This is a genomic window from Lysinibacillus sp. FSL R7-0073, from assembly GCF_038009065.1.
Classification (GTDB): Bacteria; Bacillota; Bacilli; order Bacillales_A; family Planococcaceae; genus Lysinibacillus; species Lysinibacillus fusiformis.
In genome coordinates, this window is the sequence record NZ_JBBPAS010000001.1 from 3888167 (window position 1) to 3903840 (window position 15674).

15 protein-coding genes and 1 other RNA gene are annotated in these 15674 nt (G+C 38.2%); 9 read left to right on the top strand and 7 right to left on the bottom strand.

Annotated elements, in window-relative coordinates:
- Positions 1–264: 264 nt before the first annotated feature.
- The 4 genes from MKY88_RS19540 (at position 265) to MKY88_RS19555 (ending at position 1979) form a co-directional block, all read left to right on the top strand.
- Positions 265–438, top strand: a complete 174-nt coding sequence (locus MKY88_RS19540; RefSeq protein WP_340814500.1) for a helix-turn-helix domain-containing protein — start codon at positions 265–267, stop codon at positions 436–438.
- Positions 435–683: a hypothetical protein gene (locus MKY88_RS19545; RefSeq protein ID WP_340814501.1), complete on the top strand. Its 249-nt coding sequence runs from the start codon at positions 435–437 to the stop codon at positions 681–683. The genes MKY88_RS19540 and MKY88_RS19545 overlap by 4 nt, the downstream gene beginning before the upstream one ends.
- Positions 683–913 (top strand): hypothetical protein, encoded by a 231-nt coding sequence (locus tag MKY88_RS19550; RefSeq protein WP_340814502.1) that lies wholly within the window; start codon positions 683–685, stop codon positions 911–913. The genes MKY88_RS19545 and MKY88_RS19550 overlap by 1 nt, the downstream gene beginning before the upstream one ends.
- 103 nt (positions 914–1016) lie before the next feature.
- Positions 1017–1979 carry a hypothetical protein gene (locus tag MKY88_RS19555; protein WP_340814503.1) on the top strand — a complete coding sequence of 321 codons (963 nt, stop codon included), beginning with the start codon at positions 1017–1019 and terminating at the stop codon, positions 1977–1979.
- A 383-nt stretch (positions 1980–2362) separates the two neighbouring features.
- Here MKY88_RS19555 and MKY88_RS19560 read toward each other — a convergent pair whose 3' ends face one another.
- The 7 genes from MKY88_RS19560 to secG all read right to left on the bottom strand — a co-directional run bounded on the left by MKY88_RS19560 (position 2363) and on the right by secG (position 9270).
- Positions 2363–3241 carry an HNH endonuclease gene (locus MKY88_RS19560; protein ID WP_340814504.1) on the bottom strand — a complete coding sequence of 293 codons (879 nt, stop codon included), beginning with the start codon at positions 3239–3241 and terminating at the stop codon, positions 2363–2365.
- A 43-nt stretch (positions 3242–3284) separates the two neighbouring features.
- On the bottom strand, positions 3285–4259 hold the full coding sequence (locus MKY88_RS19565) for a tyrosine-type recombinase/integrase (RefSeq protein WP_340814505.1): 975 nt from the start codon (positions 4257–4259) through the stop codon (positions 3285–3287).
- 161 nt (positions 4260–4420) lie between these two features.
- Positions 4421–4776, bottom strand: a transfer-messenger RNA (tmRNA) gene (gene ssrA / locus MKY88_RS19570).
- Positions 4777–5057: 281 nt separating this feature from the next.
- Positions 5058–5525: an SsrA-binding protein SmpB gene (gene smpB / locus MKY88_RS19575; protein ID WP_025116583.1), complete on the bottom strand. Its 468-nt coding sequence runs from the start codon at positions 5523–5525 to the stop codon at positions 5058–5060.
- A 70-nt stretch (positions 5526–5595) separates the two neighbouring features.
- A complete protein-coding gene (gene rnr / locus MKY88_RS19580; RefSeq protein ID WP_340814506.1) occupies positions 5596–8067 on the bottom strand; it encodes a ribonuclease R in 2472 nt (823 codons plus the stop codon).
- A 39-nt stretch (positions 8068–8106) separates the two neighbouring features.
- Positions 8107–8853 (bottom strand): alpha/beta hydrolase, encoded by a 747-nt coding sequence (locus tag MKY88_RS19585; RefSeq protein WP_340814507.1) that lies wholly within the window; start codon positions 8851–8853, stop codon positions 8107–8109.
- Between the two features lie 189 nt (positions 8854–9042).
- A complete protein-coding gene (gene secG / locus MKY88_RS19590) occupies positions 9043–9270 on the bottom strand; it encodes a preprotein translocase subunit SecG (protein ID WP_008173196.1) in 228 nt (75 codons plus the stop codon).
- 208 nt (positions 9271–9478) lie between these two features.
- Between secG and MKY88_RS19595 the strand changes: the two genes are divergently transcribed.
- The 5 genes from MKY88_RS19595 (at position 9479) to dltB (ending at position 15638) form a co-directional block, all read left to right on the top strand.
- Entirely contained in the window at positions 9479–10738 is a 1260-nt protein-coding gene (locus MKY88_RS19595) for a DUF5050 domain-containing protein (protein WP_340814508.1), read from the top strand.
- 183 nt (positions 10739–10921) lie between these two features.
- A complete protein-coding gene (locus tag MKY88_RS19600) occupies positions 10922–12568 on the top strand; it encodes an alkaline phosphatase (RefSeq protein ID WP_340814509.1) in 1647 nt (548 codons plus the stop codon).
- 279 nt (positions 12569–12847) lie between these two features.
- Positions 12848–12985: a teichoic acid D-Ala incorporation-associated protein DltX gene (locus MKY88_RS19605; protein WP_025116578.1), complete on the top strand. Its 138-nt coding sequence runs from the start codon at positions 12848–12850 to the stop codon at positions 12983–12985.
- Positions 12986–13002: 17 nt separating this feature from the next.
- Positions 13003–14478, top strand: coding sequence for a D-alanine--poly(phosphoribitol) ligase subunit DltA (gene dltA / locus MKY88_RS19610; RefSeq protein ID WP_340814510.1), 1476 nt, complete (start codon positions 13003–13005; stop codon positions 14476–14478).
- Complete coding sequence (dltB, locus tag MKY88_RS19615) at positions 14475–15638, top strand: D-alanyl-lipoteichoic acid biosynthesis protein DltB (protein ID WP_340814511.1); 1164 nt, start codon at positions 14475–14477, stop codon at positions 15636–15638. Before dltA ends, dltB begins: the two co-directional genes overlap by 4 nt.
- Positions 15639–15674: the final 36 nt, after the last annotated feature.

Sequence of the window (15674 nt, forward strand, 5' to 3'; positions counted from 1 at the left end):
AGGGTACCCCGTGATTAATGAACGCTTGAAGCACTTTTAAGACGAGGTATCTCTTGTGAGATACGGGAGATTTTTTTGTGAATATCTAGGTTCCTCCACTAAAACTAGCTTTTTACTTAGCCGCGCCTTCTCTACCTGTCTAATAGCAAAATAATTTACTGTATCAATTCAATAAATACACTAATAACCTCTACCACAATACGTTAATTCATTGCATTAACGTTCTTATAATAACCATAGATACAAGAACAGGAGGCGTTGTATATGGAGAAGCTATTAACCGTTAAAGAGGTTAGCGAGCTATTCGGAGTTACACAAACAACGGTGCGAAGATGGGTTATGGAGGATACTATTCCAAGCTATTTAATCGGAGGAGCAAGGCGATTTTCGTACTATGAGGTTATTAATCACGTTAAAAAAGGAGCGAAGAAAGTATGAATTACACTTTAGAGCAGACAGGACGAGTTCTTTCTCGTTTAAAAATGGGAGTGTCTACACAATCAGCTAAAAAGCTCGTAGACAATGGTAAATTAAAGCGCGTTCAAAGACCTCATTACTGCCCAAACACAGCGGACCCATTCGTAGTATGCGTTGACAGCTTGCAAAACTACCTCATTAACGAAGTAGGGTTAAATGCTAATGTCGTTTACGAAGCGGTATATGGTACAGGAGGCAATCAATAATGGTAACAGTAGAACAAGCAATTAAAGTTTTAGAATTTGAGGGTTTTGATAGCTCAATGTTAAATAGAGCTATCAAAGCCGGAATAATTGAAACAGTAAGCTATAAAGGTTTTTATAGTGCATACAGGTATGCTCTTGTTAAAGATTCGTTCATTGACTATCTGTATAAGATTGGACTTCCCGAACGGAAAATAGATAATATTTCCGATAATATCCCAACCGTTAGTTAACAAACTCTACCTGCTCGGTACTATAACTATGAAAGGTTTATATATACAGCCGCCACTTTTAAAGTGTAGCGGCTATTACTTTACTATTTAGGAGGAATTACATATGAGTATTGTAGAATCAATGCGGGCATTAGACGGTAAACGGATTGTAGATGAGAACGGAGAAGTCTTCGACGCTAGAAGTGTATTTGAAGATATTCTTCAAGAACAAGCTCAAAAAGCTCAAAGGCAACGTGAAGGTCTCAAAAGAAAAGAAACTAAAAATTACATACCTCCAGAATATGGAGGACTAACTGAATTTATAGGCTGTTTTAGAAATAGTATGAAAGATATTGTTCTCGACCTTTCGCCAATGGAATGTGGTGTTTTAATTACTATTCTAATTAAAATGAAGAAAGGTAAAAATGGTTTACTAATTAGTGGTGGTAAACCTATGAATAATAAAGATATTGGAGAACATATCGGAAAAGGTCGTACAAAAACGAATGAATACCTTACTAAGTTTGTTTCATTAGGTATTTTGGAAGAAGTAGAAAATGAAGAGGATAAAAGGGTAAAGAATTATCGTGTAAACCCTCATTATCACATTATGGGTAAATTCCCCGATTCTACAGAGGAAAATCGTTTCATAAAACTTTATAGAAATAAACTTGTAGAGATGATTGACGGTCTAGAATTATCAGAACTAGTGTTTATTTATAAGTTACTCCCTATTTGTCATCATGCCACTTTCGAACTCGTACATAATCCTACAGCTCGTTATACCTCTCCTGTGATAGAATCGGAGGAAACTATCCAAAATGCTAGCCTAGAATACTTTAATATAGAGGAATTAGCAGACTTTACGAACATGAAACTATCTAGCGTTAAAAGACTGATAAATTCATTATCTCAAAAAGGCTTTCTAATGGTGTCTAAATGTAGTGGTATTGATTCATACACGTTACACCCTCATATTGTTTTCCCAAAAGGAACAAAAACTTATAAACGTATTCAAGACATCTTAGACCGCTTCGAAAACTTTAGGAAAGAAAAGTTACGTAGAAGTAAAACAAAGGTCTCGTAATGTATCAATTCTTAAAAATTTTTGTGCAAAAAACCGAACATATCTGTGCAATTTTGCGCAAAAAACCGAACATATTAAAAAGGTTATAAACGTATATATAACAGCGTTCACAGCCTTTTTTAAGGTAAATCTACTCTTATATATCTGTCTTTATATTAAGTATTCTGTATTTCAATTAGAGACTAGAATTTATTAAAAATAAGATTATGTTTGAGAAACTCCGCTTCGCTCCGTATCTCAAACATAATATAATCTCTAACAAATTCAGTAAGACCAGCTACGCTGGTCTTATTATAAGGGAAAGTAAAATAAAGTATCTTTAGTAAAATCTCTTTACTAGAAAAATAATAAGGAAAGTCTGCTCCCCTTCCTTTTAATCCTCTTTACCCTTTATACATAAGGAGTAAAGTTTCTAGGTCAATATCAATACCACAATTAGTTAATTTAGATGCTCTTCCATTAAAAAGTAATTCTAAAATAGCTTCTGATTCTAAATCTATTGCGTGATGAATTAAACGATGACAGTTGGGACATAAAGCTACAATATTAGCGTGTACATCTAAACTTGCATTCGGATATTTATATTGGTACTTCATTGGAACAATATGGTGTGCTTCTACATATGGCTTTTTATACTTTTTAGAAATAAAAGTATCATGTGCTTCATCAACTTCACATTTAAACTTGGCTTCTAAAATAGCCTCTGCTGCAATTTTAGGGTTTCTTCCATACCCACATTTTCTCTCTCTTATCTTGTCAGAATAAGCTGGTGTCTTCACTTCATCTACTATTAGTAAGTCAGTCTCTTCATTTAATGACTGATTTAAATCTTCATCTACTTCATCTAAATACAATGAATCATTTTCAAACTCTTCTCTATCAATTCCATTCTTTAAGTGAGTAATAATTTTTTTCAAGTTTTCAATATCACCGCGAGAAGACTCTTGTACAATTAATTTTTCTAGATGCTCAATTCCTTCTTGCAATGAAATGTCTTTGAAAATACCGCGGAACATAGCTTTATTATTAGCATTTTTCCCCTTAATTCCATAATAATAAAGAATATTTGCAGACATTCTACCTTTAGTAGAACCATCTATTTTGCCTAGAACTTCTTTATCTAACTCTCTATGGTCTTTATCAAAGAATAAATGCTGATAAATTACTTCTTCAACTTTCTTTAAACCGAATTGCTTTACCTCTCTATCTCGACCAGAACTATCTTTTAATAACGGTAAAGAAAAATTCAATAAATCTGTCATAAAATATATACACCACCACTACTAAGAATTAATACCTATTATATTATAAAAACTCTCTCAAATCTTTCGCCACTTCTTCAACATCAAGCTCTAGATACTGTGTTGTAACCGCTAAATCGCTATGTCCTAGCGCTTTACTTATTAAGGCTATACTAGCTCCCTTCTCTAGTAAACTCTTCGCGTATGTGCGGCGAATCGCGTGTGCATTAATATTCTCTAAACCGAACCGCTTCGAATACTTACTTAATTGCTTAGAAATAGCACAGTTAGACGATTTACTGTTATTCATAGGTGTACCATTTTGAGTGATAAATACATGGCGGTTGTCTGTACCAAAATGAGCGCGGATACCATTGTTTAATTTAATAAGCAGCTTTAACATTTCCGCTAGTTCTGTATCAATAGGGAGCTTTAAAAACTTGTGATTCTTTAGCGTAGAGCCATCTAAGTTTAAGCATAGGTTTTCAAAGTCTATATGACGTTCTCTAAGCTCTCCTAACGTTCGTATCCTAATACCTGTCTTGTACATTAATTTAATCGCGGCGGCGTCTCTAAAGCCTATAAAAGTAGTTTGGTCTATTAGTTGCAGGAGCTTATCTATATCAGACTCCCGCGCTCCCTTCTTTACTTCCTTATCAATCTTAATTTGAATATTGCTCCAGAAGCGGTCTTTTAACCAACCGTTATTGTAGAACTTACTTAGCACAGCTTTAATGGACTTTAAGCGTATTAGTTTAGTCGCAGGAGTAACCTGTAAAACATCTAAATAGTGATAGAGCTTATCTAAATCAATTTCCTCCACTACTACGATTCCACAAACCTCTACAAACTGCTTAAAGATGTACTCATAGCTTTCAATTGTGCGCGGTCTATTCCCTGCTATACGCATTTGTTTAAAGACTGTTTCAAGTGCAACGCTAATGTGCGTACCTTCTCTTTCTACCGCTTTATCACTTGATAGCAATACTACTTCACTATTTACCGCGAATATACCGTGTTTTCGCTTCCTATTAGACATAAAAAAAACCTCCTAATATGTTTTATTAGAAGGTCTTTGAATAAGCTTAAAATATGTAATTTCCTTAGGGATAAGAAAAGGGATATTGCACAAGAGTTCAACTCTCGTTCAATATCCCTAGTCCTATAAACGCTGATATATCAACGTTTTACGTTAAAATTTTATGGAGACGGCGGGAGTCGAACCCGCGTCCAAAGACTCCAATACTTCAGCTTCTACGCGTGTAGTTTGCCTATTTACGATTCGCGTAACATTATGCCGACAAACAGGCGTCCTGTACGCTAACCTGGAAATCTCTTGCCGATGACTCAGGTGGCACCATCGACCGTATCCCACTAAAGTTGGGCCCCACGTTCTCTACATGGGCGATAGAGAGGCAGAGCGCTTACGAGCTTACGCTGCGAAAGCTAAGTTTTGTTGTTTGCCAGTTATTATATAACTGTCGTTGATGACGGAGCCGAGCCCTCCGACGCGCGACTAAAGCTTGAACCATCCCTGTCGAATCCGTAACGTCCCCTTGATATATGAACCGAAGCGGTTAGGCCTCGTTCAAACAAAGAGCTAGAATTGCTTCTAGTACGGTGGGAGCTTAAAAGTACGCTTCCATGAAATCTGGCAATCAGTAATACATATTATAAAACAAAATCTGCGATAGTTCAAGTGTCCCGCTATAATAGGAAAAATTGGCTTGGGTAGAAATGCTATCCGTCACTTCCGAGATTCTATCCGCCACGCGCCGCACACTCCAACCAAAAGCAAAAAGCCCACCAACCATGTAGTGAGCTTTCTCCCAATCTATTAATATTGATTTTTGGATTTGAAGGTGCGTTCCATTTCGCGTTTGGCTTCTTTTTTGCGCATGTCGTTACGTTTATCGTAGTCTTTTTTCCCTTTGCCGACGCCGATTAAGAGCTTGGCATAGCCGTCCTTGATGTACATTTTCAATGGGACAATTGTGTAGCCGTCACGTTTAACGGCACCAACTAGCTCGCCGATTTGCTTTTTATGGAGAAGCAATTTGCGGGCGCGTAGTGGGTCGTGATTGAAACGGTTACCTTGATCGAAGGGGCTGACATGCATATTGCTAATCCATGCTTCGCCATTGGTAATTCGGACGTAGGAGTCTTTTAGTTGGGCCTTTCCTGCACGAATGGATTTGATTTCTGTACCGGTTAGGACCATGCCTGCTTCGATTGTCTCTTCAATAAAGTAATCATGTCCAGCTTTTTTGTTTTGTGCTAATACTTTTCCTGAACCTTTTGCCATATGATTCACCCTCTACTTAAAGGTTGAGCTTGAGCGAAAGTATCCTTTCTGAGGACACTTTCGCACATGCTTATTTACGTTTTGATTTTTTCTTTTTGTTTTTCTTTGCAATGCCTTCATAGAATTTTTGCTTTTGTTTCACGCGTTTTTTAGGACCTGGGCTGCTTGAGTCATCTTTGCGACGTCCACGTGGATCACGGTCACCTTCACGGCGTTCACCGCGTTTAGTACCACGACTTCCACTTTCTTCTTCTTGGTGACTGCTTCTACGGCTGCCACCACGCCCGCCTTTTTCGTCGTCGCTACGTGTGCTTCTGCGACTGCGTTCACCTTTATTGTCGTTATAATTTTTACGTGCATGAATAACAGTCGGCGCGGCTTTGCGTGTTCGTCCATATGAAGTTACCATTCCAACGATTTCAAAGTCAATGGATGACTCCTCAATAATGACATTGGCAACACGGACTGTTACTTCATCACCAATACGGAATTGACGATTTGTACGTTCACCGATCATGATCATTTGACGATCATCGAAACGGTAGTAATCATCTGTCATATTGCTAATATGGACAAGTCCTTCAATCGTGTTTGGCAACTCCACGAAAATACCGAAGTTGGTAATGGATGACACGATTCCTTCAAATTCTTCGCCAATTTTATCAGACATATATTGTGCCTTTTTCAAAGCATCTGTATCACGTTCTGCATCTACCGCACGGCGTTCACGCTCGGATGTGTGGTCAGCAATTTCATCCATTGCCATCCCCCACTGTGCGACCGTTTCTCGAGAAGTATCCTTATTAATTAAATACGTACGAATTAATCGGTGTACAATTAAGTCCGGATAACGGCGAATTGGTGATGTGAAGTGTGTATAGAAATCAGTTGATAGGCCAAAGTGACCTAGGCTTTCTGGGTAATATTTTGCCTGTTGCATCGAGCGTAGCAGCATCGTTGAAATAACAGGCTCCTCTGGCATACCTTCAATCGCTTTCAGAACATCCTGTAATGCTTTAGGATGCACGGTATTGCCTGTACCTTTAATTAAAATACCGAAGTTCGTAACAAATTCAAAGAAGCGTTGAAGCTTTTCTGGTTTTGGATCTTCGTGAATACGGTATAGGAACGGTACATTCATCCAGTGGAAGTGCTCCGCTACCGTTTCATTGGCAGCTAGCATGAAATCTTCAATTAGCTTCTCCGCTACTGTACGTTCACGTAGCTCAATGTCAACTGGCCAACCTTCCTCATTCACGATGACTTTAGATTCTTTAAAGTCAAAGTCAATGGCACCTCGAGATTCACGTTTACGACGTAAAATGCCAGATAGCTCTGCCATATTTTTAAACATCGGAACAAGTGGCTCATAGCGTTTGATTAACGCTTCATCTTGCTCCTCTAAAATTTTGTAGACATCATTATACGTCATACGTTCAGTCGTTTTAATCACACTTTGGAAAATTTCATGTGAAATAACATTTCCATTCGCATCGATAATCATTTCACAGGATAGTGTTAAACGGTCAACCTGTGGATTTAATGAACAAATGCCGTTTGATAGTCGATGCGGAATCATCGGGATAACACGATCTGTTAAATAAACACTTGTTGCACGGTCATAGGCTTCAAGATCGATGACAGAGCCTTGCGTTACATAATAACTAACGTCTGCGATATGTACGCCAAGCTTATAAGTACCATCCACATTTTTTGTTACGGTTACTGCGTCATCCAAGTCCTTTGCGTCAGCCCCATCGATGGTTACAATCGTTTCATGACGTAAATCACGACGACCTACTAAATCAGCCTCTGTAATATCATCTGGCACACGTTGTGCAGCAGAGATGACTTCGTCTGGGAATTCAGGCGGTATATCGTGCTTATATAGGATCGATAAAATATCCACGCCTGGATCATTTTTATGCCCTAAAATTTTTGTAATATAGCCTGTAGCAGATTTTAAATCTTCAGGCCATGTAGCTACTTCAACCACAACTTTATGTCCATCAACAGCGCCTAATGTATCCCCTTTTGCGATAAAGATATCCATTGGCAGCTTTTTATCGTCTAAGACAACAAAACCAAAGCCACGGTTAGCTTGGAATGTGCCGACAAAGCTTGTTTGACCACGTTCAACGACCTTAGTTACCGTCCCCTCACGGCGATCACCAAATGATTCTTTTAACACACGAATAAGAACGATATCTCCATTTATAGCGCCATTAATTTCATGCGGTGGGATGAACACATCATCCATGCCCTCAACATCAGGTGCTACAAAGCCGAAGCCCTTCGCGTGACCGATAAATTTACCTCTTAGTAAATTCATACGTTCTGGTAGGCCATAACGATTGGAGCGAGAACGCACAACTAAGCCCTGTCCTTCCATACGAACTAATGTTTTGACAAGCTCCTTAAATTCTTCCGCATCTTCAAAGCCGAATTCATCCTCGATTTCACCGACAGTTAATGGTTTGTAATCATCTTGGCCGAAAAAAACGAGTAACCGACTTTGTAGTGTATCTTTTTGGTCTTTCATACATATTCCCTCCTTCATGAGAAAATCCTATTTATAATTTTATTGTGCCCAATTTAGGCTTTCTAAAAAGCGATAAATGTCTTCATGTAATTGATCTTTTTCTTGATCTAACGTAATAACATGTTTTGAGTTTTCATACCACTTAATATGCTTATCAAGTGACTCAGTTTGATTATATATAATGTTGGCAGATTCTGTCTCTATTACCTCATCATTTGTAGCCTGAACGACAAAAATAGGGGCATAAATCATGTCGATTTCTTGACGAGTACGTACAATAAATTCACGTAGCTCTTGGAGAGACGGCATGCCTTTTTCAGCAATGAGTGCTACTTCTGTTTCGATTTGTTCCTCCTGTTTACCTTGGAACTTTTTATAGTCTTTAGCATATTTCAAAACACCCTCAAACATGACGTCTGTAGTACGCATAGTCATAGGTGCACACATCGTAACAATTCCTTTAACAGGGTTGTTTAAGGCAACGTTTAATGCCATCACACCACCTAATGAAAGGCCGGCAACAGCAATTTCTTCATAGCCAGCATCCTGTAACTGTTTATAGGCGGCCAAGACATCTTGCCACCAGTCTGCTGGACCTGTTGTGATTAGTTCTTCTGGTTCCACACCGTGACCTTTATAGTGAGGTGCTAAAGTAGTATACCCTTTTTTCTCTAAAAATCTACCAAGCATGCGGACGTCTGCCGAGCTACCTGTAAAGCCATGTAGTAATAAAACGGCACGGGGTCCTGCTTGAAAGAAAAATGGCTGTGATAATGATTTATTCATGGTAAGCACTCCTTCATCCTAAAACGCTCATATATACTATACCCATTATAGCCCTCTCGATGATGCCTCGAGCACAACATTTGGCTATAACGTTACATTTCAATTTTTACTCCATCGAGAAAATTTTCCATTTGGTTATGATAAAAGAAAACGCCCAACCAATGTGGTTAGGCGATATATCTTCAACTATTAGATTTTTGTAATAGCGATTGCTAAAATAAAGAATAGTATAGCTAACACAATTGTTGCACGGTGAAGGATTAAATCCATACCACGCGCTTTTTGCTTTCCAAATAGTTGCTCAGCTCCACCCGAGATGGCACCTGATAAGCCTGCACTTTTACTAGATTGAAGTAATACCACCACGATCAACGCTAATGATACGATAACTAATGAAACTAATACTACTGTATGCATTCACTGCACCTCCCGAACTTTGAAACATCACAACAGACTACATTATAACAAAAAAAGGTTGCCGTGACAAACTTAGCTTTCTGTTTAGTAGGAATTTTTCCTCTTCACGTACATCTATTTGCCGGATTATACGACTATTTGTGGATAACACCTCCTCTAATTTTAGATTATAATGGAAAAAATGATATTTTATTGGAGGATTTATGTATTGAACAAAAAATTAGCACTGCTTTTATTATGCTGCACCATTCCCTTTTTTACAGCATGCTCAAAGGCAATCGACATCCTACTACAAGATGAAGAGGATGTCACAATGACAACAACTTTAACAGAAGAACCAAATGAAACAAATACTGATATAAAAATACCAGAAAACAAAGCATTATCTGCCTCATTTTCACCTACCGATTTATTTTCAACCACTTTATTTAAGGATGATCCGGCTTTACTACAATTTGCAAAAAAAGTGGAGAAGCAGGTTGCTCAATTTGAAGAGCACTTTGAGGTTTCTTATACAGGGAAGCTGGATTTTGAGGATTTTGAAGTACAGCTCAATGATTTAAATAACCTGATTACCTTCGTTGACCCTTATACAGCTGGTTATTTTTTATATTATGAATGGGTAGCTTGGGAAACCGATAATGGCTATTTAGTAGAATTGTCCATACAATATTTAACCGATGACAAGAAGGAAAAAAAGGTAGACCAATATGTGGAGGCGTTCGTGAATCAATATATTACCAAAGACATGACAGACTTTGATCGTGCGAAAGTCATTAATGATTATGTTGTCCAGCTAGCCACATATACGGAACAGGGCTCTACTGAAGGTCAATCCGTTTTCGAATTAATTAATGAAGAAACTGCAGTATGTCAGGCTTATGCTTTACTTACTTACCGTCTATTAGTACCATCTGATCTCGATGCGAAATACGTCTATGGCTATAGTGAAGATCAGCTACACGCCTGGAATCTAGTCCAGGTTAATGGCAATTGGTATCATCTTGATACAACTTGGAATGACGTTGCCCCTACCGAGCCTTTTACAATTTCCTACGAATATTTTTTGGTCAATGATGAAAAACTAAGCCAAGATCATTTATGGGCCAATGAAAACTATTTTGCCGCTACTAGTAACGAATATGATTTTATGCATGATATGTGGTATGCCAATACAGTAGATAGTGTAATCTATTATAACAGCATGAGCGATAGTACAGTTTATTCCTATGACTTAACGACAAATGAAAATAAGCAAATTACTGCAACTGCCTGCTATTATTTAGTGACTGACCAACAATCTATTTATTGTAGTGACTATGATAATGCAGGCTATTTAACAAAAATAAATGTCCAGGACGGTTCCGAGGAGGTATTATTCGAAGACGAGGTACTGAACTTGAACATTCAAGATGGTATTTTGTATTACGAAACGCTTGACGGTTCCAAGCATCAACAAAATTTGTAATCCTACATTGAATCTGTGTGCGGATTCCACACAGATTCTATCTCCCTCTCCTTCAGTTGGCCAACCACAGCACTATCTCTTCACATTTACAGTATTACCATATTTTATTAACAAGTTTTTAACGGTAGCTTTACACCCTTCCTTTACACTTACAGTTGATCATTCACCTAAAGGAGGAAAATCATGAAATACGCAAAAAAATGGGCTTCATTACTATTAGCAAGTGCAGTGACTTTATCCGCAGTTAGTATTCCACAGCAAGATGTACAAGCAGCTGAAGTAAAAAAACCAACAAATGTCATTATGCTGGTGATGGATGGGAGCAGTAATAATGCTGTAACACTTTCCCGTTGGTATAAAGGGGAAAGTTTAGCAATGGATGAAATTTTATCGGGTGCGATGCGCACATATTCTGCTGAATCTGCCATTACAGACTCTGCCCCTGCCGCTACTGCGTTAGCGACGGGACATAAATCGAATGATAAATATGTAGGGGTTCTCCCATCTGAGATTAATTCACCTGGATTAGCGCAAATAGATAAGAAGGATGCCTTTAGACCTGTAGCCAATGTATTAGAAGGTGCTAAACAGCAAGGGAAAGCTACTGGCTTGATTTCTACCTCTGAAATTCAACATGCGACGCCTGCCGGTTTCTCAGTACATGCTAACAATAGGAGCCAATATGGAGATATTGCTGAACAGCAGGTTTATCAAAATATTGACGTTGTCTTAGGTGGAGGTTTAGAATCACTTACACCAGGTACATCTAAAAATGCCCGCAAGGACGGCGAGGATTTAATTAAAGTATTGAAAAATAATCAATATGATTTAGTGCATACTCGTGATGAGTTATTAAATAGTCCCTCATCAAAAATTTGGGGAAGCTTTGCACCAAGTGCCTTGGCGTATGATTTAGATCGTGCCAAAACTAGGGAATCTGAGCCTACACTTGCTGAAATGACGAATAAAGCAATCAACACGCTTAAAAAGGATAAGGATGGCTTCTTCCTTTTTGTTGAAGGTAGTAAGGTAGACTGGGCTGCACATGCCAATGACACAATCGGTATAATAAGCGATATTTTGTCGTTTGATGATGCCGTAAAAGAAGCCATTGATTTCGCGAAGGAAGATGGGAATACATTAGTCATCGCAGTCACAGACCATGGAAATAGCGGAATTACGATGGGGAACGCCAATACTACTAGTACCTATTCAAGCATTCCTGTTTCAGCTTATATTGATCCATTAAAAAAAGCTTCCATGACCGTAGAAGGAGCTTTAAGCCAACTAAAAGAAGACCGTTCCAACATAGTGGAGGTTTCTGCTCTGTATGGATTAGATCCATTAACGAAGGACGAGCTTTCTACATTAAAATCAGTGAAAGATGTCGGTAGTGAAATGGTAAAAATGCTTGCAAAACGTGCGAACATTGGTTATACGACGGGTGGTCATACGGGTGAAGATGTCTTTCTTTATTCATTTGGCCCTTCTAAATTAACTGGACTAGTTGAAAACACGGATTTAGCTCATTCAATGGCACAATTTATGGGCTTCGACCTTAAGTCACTGACAGATGATTTGTATGTGCCTGCGACAAAGGCATTTACAGAGAAAGGCTTTACAACAAAAATAGATCTATCCGATAAAGAAAACCCAACTTTCGTTGCTCAAAAGGCGGATGTAACAGTGAAAATTCCTGTTAATAAAAACACAATGATTTATGAACAAACTTCAACGAACACAGAAAAAACCCACACATTCAATACCATTAATGTTTACAATGGCTCTGAATTTTATGTTTCTAAAAAAGTTATAGATGCCGTGAAATAAAAATAAGGGCACGAACATAAGTTGAGATTATTCCCTTATGTTCGTGCCCTTTTTACATAAAAATAGCCATCAAACAGTTTGTAACTCTTGTACATTCCCCCAGAACCTTAAATTTACCTTAAATTAATCTTATGATTTAATGAATTCACCTTAATCCAGCAACATTTTTCTCCACATTCCGTCAAATCAGTGTTAAAAACATAAGGTAAGGATTTTTAACTAGTAAATTAGTATTTTTTGAAAGTTTAATCCTATACTTTTTTCATTGGAGGTGGACAAATGGAATCCATCAAAAATAATGAGTATCTACGCTTTATCGGATTCACGTTATTTTATTTGATCGTTTTGGTGCTGTTGTTTCTAATACATGGCTTTCATGATATGAACGCTGGACCATTTATATATACGGAATTTTAAATAAAGGAGTTTTACTGATGTTAAGTATTTTAGCAGCTATTGAACGTGTGGCCATCCAACAGCCACAAAAAACTGCTTATCAAACCTACAATGCCTCCTTAACATATGGTGAGCTTTGGCATTATTCGGATTGTCTAGCCGATTATATCATGGCACATCATTTGCAGAGACAGCAGCCCATTGTCGTTTATGGACATATGTCCCCTTTACAGATTGTTGCCTTTTTGGGTGCAGTAAAGGCGGGACACCCATATGTACCCGTTGACTCGTCAACACCGTCTGAAAGATTACAGTTAATTTTAGAGGCATCGAAAGCTTGTCTAGTATTCACTACAGAACCATTACAGATGCTAACAAACATACCTGTAGTAACAGTGAGTGATGTGTTAGACTCACCCTCCCTCCAAGACAGTCCAGCATCAACAAGCTGGGTGCAGCAGGAGGAGATTCATTATATCATTTACACTTCTGGCTCGACTGGACAGCCAAAGGGCGTCCAAATAACTGCCAATAATTTAGCTCATTTCGTTACTTGGATGCAGGAGCATTTTCCAATACAGGAATCAGGCGTATTTTTAAATCAAGCTCCCTATTCTTTTGACTTATCCGTCATGGATCTCTATCCAGCTCTTGTAGGAGGGCATACGCTTTACGCAATTACACAACAAGAAATTGCCAACCCTCGAGCTTTATTTGACTCATTAGCGTTGTCCAATACTCGTGTTTGGACGTCTACCCCTTCCTTTGCCAAGATGTGCTTAATGAACAAGGAATGGGAGCAAAAGCTCATGCCTGCATTAGATACCTTTTTATTCTGCGGTGAAGTTTTACCAGTACCTGTCATTAAAGAGCTCATGCAACGTTTTCCACAGGCCACAATCTATAATTTATATGGACCTACTGAAACGACTGTCGCTGTATCCTATGTAAAGGTAACGAAAGCATTAATAGAACAATTTGAGCAATTACCGATTGCTCCTATTTCTGAGCCAAATGTTTCTTTATTAGATGATGGAGAAATTGTTATTTCGGGGCCAACTGTCAGTGCAGGTTATTTAGGAGCACCCGAGTTAACAGCTAAAGCCTTTCCAACTGTAGCTGGTCATCGCATCTATCAATCCGGAGATATGGGCTATGAGCAAGATGGGTATTTGTTCTTTTTAGGTCGCAAGGATTTCCAAGTAAAACTACATGGTTATCGCTTAGAGATCGAGGAGATTGAGAAACAAATTAGTAACCTACCACCTGTTTCAAGCTGTGTAGTAGTTCCTGTCTACAAAGATAAAGAAATTGTTTCTCTAAATGCTCATATCGTTTTACGTGAGCCTTTAGCGGACTCTGCTTTTAAAATGACGAAGCAGCTGAAGACCCTATTATCGGAGTATTTACCTGCCTATATGATACCTAGAACGTTTAAATATATGGACGCTTTACCGCTAAATCCAAATGGTAAAGTCGATCGTAAAGGATTGGCGGTTATGGAAACAGTATGACGCCTTATGGAAATATAGCATTCTTTCTCATTATTGGACTATTATTGCTACCTACCATTCTATTAGGTTTACGTGGCAAGTCTGCGAAGCATTATAATTTATTAGTTTCGTTGATTGTTTTAGCCCTTATCTTTGGACACTCATTGAACGGATCCATTTCGTTAATATTGTTTACGGTCTTTCAAATAGTCCTTATTACGACCTATCAACGCTATCGACAACAGCAAAATAATGGACCTGTTTTTGTCATGGCTGTGCTCCTGTCGATTTTGCCGCTTGTGCTAGTGAAGATTTTGCCTATCCTTGGTCTACATCATTTATTCGGCTTCCTAGGTGTGTCCTACATTACATTTAAAGCGGTGCAAATGATTTTAGAAACACGCGACGGCTTAATGAAGGAAAAAGTCTCTATCGTCGAACTGGCCTATTTTTTACTGTTCTTTCCTACAGTATCGTCGGGTCCTATCGATCGTTGGCGCCGTTTTACGAAGGATTTTCATTCGGTTCCCTCTTCGGAAGACTATCAAAAGCTGTTACTAAGTGGCATTAACTATATCTTTGTGGGCTTTTTATATAAATTTATATTGGCTTATTTAATCTACAACTACACACTTATTTATTTGCCAAACCATACGTATAACTATTTGACACCTTTCCAAGGACAGCTGGCGTATATGTATATGTATAGCTTTTACTTATTCTTTGACTTTGCAGGCTATAGTGCATTCGCAGTAGGTGTAAGCCGAATAATGGGCATTCAAACACCTATTAACTTTAACCGTCCATTTGCCAGTCGCAATATTAAAGACTTTTGGAATCGTTGGCATATGAGTCTTTCCTTCTGGTTTAGAGATTATGTTTATATGCGCTTTGTCCTTTGGATGACGAAGAAAAAATGGCTGAAAAATAAATTCGCCATTTCATATATAGGGTTCTTTTTACTCTTCTTTTTAATGGGCATTTGGCATGGCCTCGAATGGCATTTTGTCGTTTACGGCCTCTATCATGCCTTATTAATTATTAGCTTCGATAAATTCGAACGCTGGAATAAAAAGCATAAGCTTTGGCCAAAAAATAAATGGACGCATGCCATTGGTGTATTTATCACGTTCAATGCCGTATGTTTTGGCTTCTATATCTTTTCAGGAAAATTATTTTAACTAAAGGCTTTCTACAAATAAAGCCTGTTCAATAAA

What these genes read in the sequence shown, in the direction of transcription:
- MKY88_RS19540 (WP_340814500.1), top strand. Translation starts at nt 265, where the DNA reads ATGGAGAAGCTATTAACCGTTAAAGAGGTTAGCGAGCTATTCGGAGTT.
- MKY88_RS19545 (WP_340814501.1), top strand. Translation starts at nt 435, where the DNA reads ATGAATTACACTTTAGAGCAGACAGGACGAGTTCTTTCTCGTTTAAAA.
- MKY88_RS19550 (WP_340814502.1), top strand. Translation starts at nt 683, where the DNA reads ATGGTAACAGTAGAACAAGCAATTAAAGTTTTAGAATTTGAGGGTTTT.
- MKY88_RS19555 (WP_340814503.1), top strand. Translation starts at nt 1,017, where the DNA reads ATGAGTATTGTAGAATCAATGCGGGCATTAGACGGTAAACGGATTGTA.
- MKY88_RS19560 (WP_340814504.1), bottom strand. Translation starts at nt 3,241, where the DNA reads ATGACAGATTTATTGAATTTTTCTTTACCGTTATTAAAAGATAGTTCT.
- MKY88_RS19565 (WP_340814505.1), bottom strand. Translation starts at nt 4,259, where the DNA reads ATGTCTAATAGGAAGCGAAAACACGGTATATTCGCGGTAAATAGTGAA.
- smpB (WP_025116583.1), bottom strand. Translation starts at nt 5,525, where the DNA reads ATGGCAAAAGGTTCAGGAAAAGTATTAGCACAAAACAAAAAAGCTGGA.
- rnr (WP_340814506.1), bottom strand. Translation starts at nt 8,067, where the DNA reads ATGAAAGACCAAAAAGATACACTACAAAGTCGGTTACTCGTTTTTTTC.
- MKY88_RS19585 (WP_340814507.1), bottom strand. Translation starts at nt 8,853, where the DNA reads ATGAATAAATCATTATCACAGCCATTTTTCTTTCAAGCAGGACCCCGT.
- secG (WP_008173196.1), bottom strand. Translation starts at nt 9,270, where the DNA reads ATGCATACAGTAGTATTAGTTTCATTAGTTATCGTATCATTAGCGTTG.
- MKY88_RS19600 (WP_340814509.1), top strand. Translation starts at nt 10,922, where the DNA reads ATGAAATACGCAAAAAAATGGGCTTCATTACTATTAGCAAGTGCAGTG.
- MKY88_RS19605 (WP_025116578.1), top strand. Translation starts at nt 12,848, where the DNA reads ATGGAATCCATCAAAAATAATGAGTATCTACGCTTTATCGGATTCACG.
- dltA (WP_340814510.1), top strand. Translation starts at nt 13,003, where the DNA reads ATGTTAAGTATTTTAGCAGCTATTGAACGTGTGGCCATCCAACAGCCA.
- dltB (WP_340814511.1), top strand. Translation starts at nt 14,475, where the DNA reads ATGACGCCTTATGGAAATATAGCATTCTTTCTCATTATTGGACTATTA.